The organism is Nocardioides humilatus (assembly GCF_008373755.1).
Lineage (GTDB): Bacteria > Actinomycetota > Actinomycetes > Propionibacteriales > Nocardioidaceae > Nocardioides > Nocardioides humilatus.
This window is the reverse complement of the sequence record NZ_VUJV01000033.1, coordinates 1-291: the sequence shown is the minus strand read 5'-3', so window position 1 is coordinate 291 and position 291 is coordinate 1. Positions and strand designations below refer to the sequence as shown.

1 protein-coding gene is annotated in these 291 nt (G+C 47.8%); it reads left to right on the top strand.

Features of this window, described 5'->3' with window-relative positions:
• Window positions 1–53: 53 nt before the first annotated feature.
• Window positions 54–291: 4CSP family protein (locus F0U44_RS23915; RefSeq protein ID WP_149730578.1), on the top strand; the 238-nt coding region annotated here is incomplete at its 3' end.

Sequence of the window (291 nt, the reverse complement as noted above, 5' to 3'; positions counted from 1 at the left end):
GAGCTATCGTACACTACTACTCTTGTGATACAAAAACAATAAAGTTTCTCAGAATGAAGACCGTTATTGTTTGCCTGCTTGCCTTGACGGCTGTGGCCCTCGCTCGCCCTGAACAGTACACAGACAAATACGACACTGTCGATCTGGACCAGCTCATATCTAACCGTCGGCTCCTCATTCCCTACGTACATTGCATCCTCGAAAAGGGCCAATGTACCGCAGAAGGCAAGGAACTTAAATCTCACATCAAGGAAGCTCTCGAGACCAACTGTGCTAAATGCACCAAAGCGC